The organism is Trichloromonas sp., from assembly GCF_041583255.1.
Classification (GTDB): Bacteria; Desulfobacterota; Desulfuromonadia; order Desulfuromonadales; family Trichloromonadaceae; genus Trichloromonas.
Map to the genome: position 1 here is coordinate 1 of NZ_JBFHGD010000192.1, position 6,157 is coordinate 6,157.

Below are 6,157 nucleotides of genomic sequence, written 5' to 3' on the forward strand. Positions count from 1 at the left end.
CACGGACTCAGCGACACCCAGCGCAAAGAGGCCTACGGCTGCGACATCACCTACGGCACCAATAACGAGTTCGGTTTCGACTACCTGCGCGACAACATGAAATTCGCTCTGGCGGACTACGTCCAGCGAAACCTGAACTTCTGCATTGTCGACGAGGTTGACTCGATTCTCATCGACGAGGCGCGCACCCCGCTGATCATCTCCGGTCCGAGCGAAGCTTCGAGCGAGCTCTACTATTCCGTCGACCGGATCATTCCGATGCTGAAAAAAGGGGAGATGATCGAGCATCGGGACGGCAAGATCGGGCAGAGCACCAAGGAATACACGGGTGATTTCACCGTCGATGAAAAGGCCAAGGCGGCGTCCCTGACCGAGGAGGGGGTGGCCCGGGTTGAAAAACTGCTCGGCATCGACAACCTTTACGAACCGCGCAATATCGAAATTCTGCATCACGTCAACCAGGCTGTAAAAGCCCACGCCCTGTTCAAGCGGGACGTCGATTACGTGGTGAAAGACGGCGAGGTCATGATCGTCGACGAGTTCACCGGGCGGCTGATGCCCGGGCGGCGCTGGAGCGACGGTCTGCACCAGGCGGTGGAAGCCAAGGAAGGGGTCAAGATCGAGAGCGAAAACCAGACCCTGGCCACCATCACATTCCAGAACTACTTCCGCATGTACGAGAAGCTCTCAGGGATGACCGGTACCGCCGACACCGAGGCGGCCGAATTCCACGAAATCTACAAGCTCGACGTGGTGGTGATCCCGACCAACCGGCCGATGCAGCGGCTCGACGTTGCCGATGTCATCTACAAGACCGAAAAGGAAAAATTCAAGGCGGTGGTCGAGGATATCGTCGAGTGTCACGCCAAGGGGCAGCCGGCCCTGGTCGGCACCATCTCCATCGAGAAGTCGGAAGAAATCGCCGAAATGCTGCGCAAGCGTGGCGTGCCGCACAATGTCCTCAATGCCAAGCACCATGAGAAGGAAGCGGAGATCGTCGCCCAGGCCGGGCGCAAGGGGGCGTTGACCATCGCCACCAACATGGCCGGCCGCGGCACCGACATTATTCTCGGCGGCAACCCGGAGCTGCTGGCCCGCCGTGAGGCCGCTTCCAGCGAGGATGCCGAGGCGGCCTATCCCGCCCTGCTGGAAAAATACAAGGCGATCTGCGCGGCCGAAAAGGCCGAGGTGCTCGAAGCCGGCGGCCTGTATATCTGTGGTACCGAACGCCACGAATCGCGCCGGATCGACAACCAGCTGCGCGGCCGCAGCGGCCGTCAGGGCGACCCGGGCAAGAGCCGGTTCTACATGAGCCTCGAGGACGACCTGCTGCGCATCTTCGGCTCCCACCGGGTGGCGTTTGTGATGGACAAGCTCAAGCTGCCGGAAGGGGAGCCGATCGAGCACGGCATGATTTCCAAGGCCATCGAAAATGCCCAGAAAAAAGTCGAAGGGCACAACTTCGAAATCCGCAAGCACCTCATCGAATACGATGACGTCATGAACAAGCAGCGCGAGGTCATCTATACCCAGCGCCGCGAGGTGCTTGGCGGCGAGAATCTTCGCGAAACCGTCGAAGGGATCATGCTGGAGATGGTCGAAGACGTGGTGGCCACCTTCTGCCCTGAAAAGACCCCCCCGGCCGACTGGAACTGGGACAGCCTGGCCAAGGACATGTTCGACCAGTTCATGATCCTGCCCCTGCTTCCCGAGGCCGACAAGGGGCTGACCCGCGAGGAACTGGAGCAGGACCTCAAGCAGCAGGTCATGGCCCGGCTGGCGGAAAAGGAAGAGGAGTTCACTACCCCGGTCATGGAACACCTGATGAAAGTGCTGCTGCTGCAGACCATCGACATGCAGTGGAAAGATCACCTGCTCTCCATCGACCACCTCAAAGAAGGGATCGGGCTGCGCGGCTACGGGCAGCGTAATCCCAAGGAAGAATACAAGCGCGAGGCCTACCGACTGTTCATGGAGATGATGGGGCGGATTCGCCAGGAGGTGGTGAATAAACTGTTCCGGGTACAGCTCAAGCGCGAGGACGACGTCGAGCGGATGGAGGAGCAACAGCGCAAGCAGCGACTGGTGCTCAACCGGGCCGGGGGAGAAGACCAGGCCAAGCAGCCGACGACCCGGGACGAGGACAAGGTGGGGCGCAATGACCCCTGTCCCTGCGGCAGCGGCAAGAAATTCAAGAAATGCTGCGGAAAGTAGTTTTTATCTAGACCCTGAGGTGCCACAGCCATGCCTCCCGAACTGACTGCGGGCCCGGTTTCCCCGGATCTGCTGATCGTTGACGATGCGCCGTTTTTTCGGCGCTTTCTGGGCGACTTTCTGGAATCCCACGGGTATCGTGTGCTTCAGGCCGGTTCGGGTCTGGAGGCTATCGATATCATCACCCGTGAGCCGGTCGCCGCCGTTCTCACCGATATCGAGATGCCGGGCATGGCCGGGCCCGAGCTGCTGCGCAACATCAAGCGGCGTCGACCGGAAATCCCGGTGGTGATGATTTCCTCTCACCACGATTTCGAGGCGGCCCGCGAAGTGCTGCGGGACGGCGCCCTCGAATATCTGACCAAGCCGCTGCAGGAGCAGGAACTGCTGGCCGCCGTTGAGCGGGCCCTCGAAGAAAACCGGCGGGCGCTGGCCGCCCGATCTCTGGCCAGGGAAGCCCAGCGGCGCCTCTCCGACCTGGTACTGCTAAAAAAAATCGGGCATACGGCCAGCAGCGAGGGGAACCTGTCGAGCCTGCTGGAAAAGGTCCTCGACTCGATCGTGACCTTCCTGTCGGTCAACCGGGCCCTGGTCATGCTGGCTGGCGACGACGGTGGTCTGCGGGTCGCCGCCTCGCGCGGCGTGGACGAGACCGCGGCCGGAGACCTGGCGCTGGCGTCGGGGCTGGGGATCTGCGGCCAGGTGCTGCTGACCGGTGAGCCGGTGCTGGTTGACGATCTGGCCAGTGACCCCCGCTATCCGCTGGCGGAGGCCGCCGACCGGTTCGACGATCAGCCGCTGCTGGCGGTGCCGATGCGCAGCCGCGATCAGGTCATCGGCGTGCTCTATGTGAGCGACAAGCATACCCGGGAGCCTTTTGGCGCCAATGATCGGGATCTGCTGGCAACCATTGCCCACCAGACGTCGCTGGCCATCGACAACCTGCAGCTGGTCTCGATCCTTCGGGAACGGGCCCGTGAGCTGGAACAGGTCAACCGCAGCCTGCTCAAGCTGAACCAGGATCGTTCCCGGCTGGTATCCAGCCTTTCTCACGAACTCAATACGCCGCTGACCTCGATTCTCGGTTATGTCGACCTGATTCTTAATTTCCCCGACCAGATCGATGCCGCCGAGGTGCAGGGGTTTTTGAAGAATGTGCTGCAGGAAGGGCAGCATATGGAAAAGCTGATCGGCGGCATGCTGCAGCTTTTCAGCATTGACACGGGGACGCAGGGCTGGCAGGGGGTTCCGTTGGCTCTTGCCGAACTGCTGGCCGCGGCCCTGGCTGAACGGGAGCCGGAGGTCGATGCCAAGGGGGTGACCGTCGGCCTCGAACTTGCCGAAGGGTTGCACCCGGTGCGCGGTGACAGCCGGGAGATGCCGGTTCTTCTCCACGCCCTGCTGGAGAATGCCGTGAAGTTCAACCGTCCGGGCGGCCGGATTTTGATCCGGGCCGAAAACAGCGCCCATGACGAAAACCCTTCCGTCTATCTGCAGATTCACAACGACGGCCGAAGCGTGCCGCTTGATGCCGGCAGCGATATTTTTGACGGTTACGTGCAGCTTGGCGATATCGATTCCGACAAGCCAGAAGGGGTCGGCGTCGGGCTGGCGACCTGCCGCGCCATTGTCCGCCGCATGGGCGGTGAAATTGTGCTGGTCCCTTCATGCGGAGAGGGGACCACCTTTGGCCTTCAGCTTCCGGCATGGAACACGAACGGAGAGTGACCGATGAATAACGAGGAGATCAAGGGAGTTCCCGGTTTCAGGTTTGCCGCCTGTTCAGCCGGATTGAAAAAGTCGGGTCGGCCCGATCTGGCGCTGATCGTATCCGATGTCCCGGCCCGCTGCGCTGGCGTGTTCACCACCAACAAGGTGGTCGCGGCCCCGGTCCAGATAACGCTTCCCAGGGTTCGCAACGGGCGCTGCCAGGCGATCCTGGTCAACAGCGGCAACGCCAATGCCTGCACCGGCGAGCAGGGGCGTCGCGATTCCCTGCGCAGCGGCGCACTGGCGGCCGCCGCCCTCGGTATCGACGAGGAGCTGGTGGCGGTGTCGTCGACCGGCGTCATCGGTGTGCCGCTGGCGATGGACAAGTTTGAGCAGCACGTGGCGCCATTGGCGGGGCAGCTGCAGCCGGACTGCGCCGATCTTGTGACAGCGGCGATCATGACCACCGATTCCTTCGCCAAGCGCTATGCGGTGACCGGCGAGGTTGCCGGCCGGCCTTACCGTATTCTCGGGGTGGCCAAGGGAGCCGGGATGATTCATCCCAACATGGCGACCATGCTGGCCTTTGTCATGACCGATGCCGACCTGGACGGCGTTTTTGCCGACAGCGCCCTGCGCAGCGGCGCCGACCGGTCATTCAACAGTATTACCGTCGATCGCGACACCTCGACCAACGACATGGTCCTGCTGCTGGCCAACGGCGTGGCCGGCAACCCGCCGATTGTCGCCGATTCGGCTGCCGGACGGCAGTTTCAAGCCCTGCTCGACGAGGTTCTGCTCGAACTGGCGAAAATGATCGTGCGGGACGGCGAAGGGGCGACCAAGCTGGTACGGATACTGGTGCAGGGGGCAGCCAGCGATGCCGAGGCCAAGCTGGCCGCCTGCAGCGTTGCCACCTCGAATCTGGTCAAAACGGCCTTTTTCGGCCAGGATGCCAACTGGGGGCGGATCATCGCCGCCGTCGGTTACTCCGGCGCCCAGGTCGATCCCGAGCGGGTAGGGATCTGTTTCGGCGACGTTCCGGTGGTTGAAAACGGCCTCGGTACCGGCAAGGAGCTTGAAGCCAGGGCGACCGAGGTGCTGAAAACCCCGGAATTCACCGTGACTGTTGATCTGCACCTGGGCCAGGGCCAGGCCCATTACTACACCTCGGATTTGACCTACGATTACGTAAAAATCAACGCTGATTACCGCAGTTGACCGGCAGCATTTGCAAACCACCTTTTATTGAAATGACCGCATGATTCTGCCTAGCCCCGCCAGCGTTATCGACCATACCCTGCTGAAACCCGACGCCACCGCCGACCAGGTGCGAAGCCTGTGCGAGGAAGCGGTGGAGTACGGCTTTGCCTCGGTGTGCATCCCGCCGGTTTTTGTGCCGCAGGCCGCCGACCTGCTGTACGGTTCGGAGGTCGCCGTCGGCACCGTGGTCGGTTTTCCGCTCGGTTATCTGCCAACTTCTGTCAAGATCTTTGAAACGGCCGAAGCGGTGGCCCGGGGGGCGGCCGAGATCGACATGGTGATTCACCTGGGGGCGGCGCTGGCCGCCCGCCATGCCGAGATCGAAGAGGACATCCGCCAAGTGGTTCGGGCCGCCGGGGCTGCCAGGGTCAAGGTCATCCTCGAATGCTGCTATCTGGACGATGTCTGCAAACGGGTGCTTACGGACTGCGTGGCGAAGGCCGGGGCCGCCTACGTGAAAACTTCCACCGGGTTCGGTCCCGGCGGGGCGACCCTGGCTGATGTGGCGCTGCTGGCGCAGGTATCGGCAGGCCGGGTCGGGGTCAAGGCGGCCGGGGGGATTCGTGATTGGCAGGGCTGTCGTGAGTTTTTGGCGGCCGGAGCGACCCGTATCGGCACCAGTGCCGGCATGACCATCGTCGACCAGTGGCGGCGGGAGCAGGGGATATGAGGTTGCGCCGGGTGGTGCTGATCACGCTGGACGGCGTCGGCATCGGAGCGCTTCCGGACGCCGGCCGGTACGGCGACCTCGGGGCGAATACCCTGCTGCATGTGGCCGAAGTCTGCGGCGGGTTGTCGCTGCCGACGCTTGAGCGTATGGGGCTGGGTAATATTCTGCCGCTTCCCGGGGTGCCGCCGGTGCCGACCGCGCAGGCGGCCTGGGGGCGGATGGCCGAATGCTCGGCCGGTAAGGACACCACCACCGGACATTGGGAACTCGCCGGGATCGTAGAGCCGCAGCCGCTGCCGA

Annotated in this window: 4 protein-coding genes and 1 pseudogene; all 5 read left to right on the top strand. The window is 62.8% G+C overall.

The annotated features are described in order from the left end of the window. Positions 1 to 2,214, top strand: a 2,214-nt coding sequence (secA, locus tag ABYV89_RS13405) for a preprotein translocase subunit SecA (protein WP_432823452.1), incomplete at its 5' end; no start/stop codon positions are given. 30 nt (positions 2,215 to 2,244) lie between these two features. Then, positions 2,245 to 3,942, top strand: coding sequence for a response regulator (locus ABYV89_RS13410; RefSeq protein ID WP_432823453.1), 1,698 nt, complete (start codon positions 2,245 to 2,247; stop codon positions 3,940 to 3,942). A gap of 3 nt (positions 3,943 to 3,945) precedes the next feature. After that, positions 3,946 to 5,145, top strand: coding sequence for a bifunctional glutamate N-acetyltransferase/amino-acid acetyltransferase ArgJ (gene argJ, locus ABYV89_RS13415; protein WP_432823454.1), 1,200 nt, complete (start codon positions 3,946 to 3,948; stop codon positions 5,143 to 5,145). Between the two features lie 40 nt (positions 5,146 to 5,185). Further along, on the top strand, positions 5,186 to 5,857 hold the full coding sequence (gene deoC / locus ABYV89_RS13420) for a deoxyribose-phosphate aldolase (RefSeq protein ID WP_432823455.1): 672 nt from the start codon (positions 5,186 to 5,188) through the stop codon (positions 5,855 to 5,857). Next, positions 5,854 to 6,157: pseudogene (locus ABYV89_RS13425) on the top strand (phosphopentomutase); the annotation flags it as partial. The gene deoC and the pseudogene ABYV89_RS13425, both read left to right, overlap by 4 nt.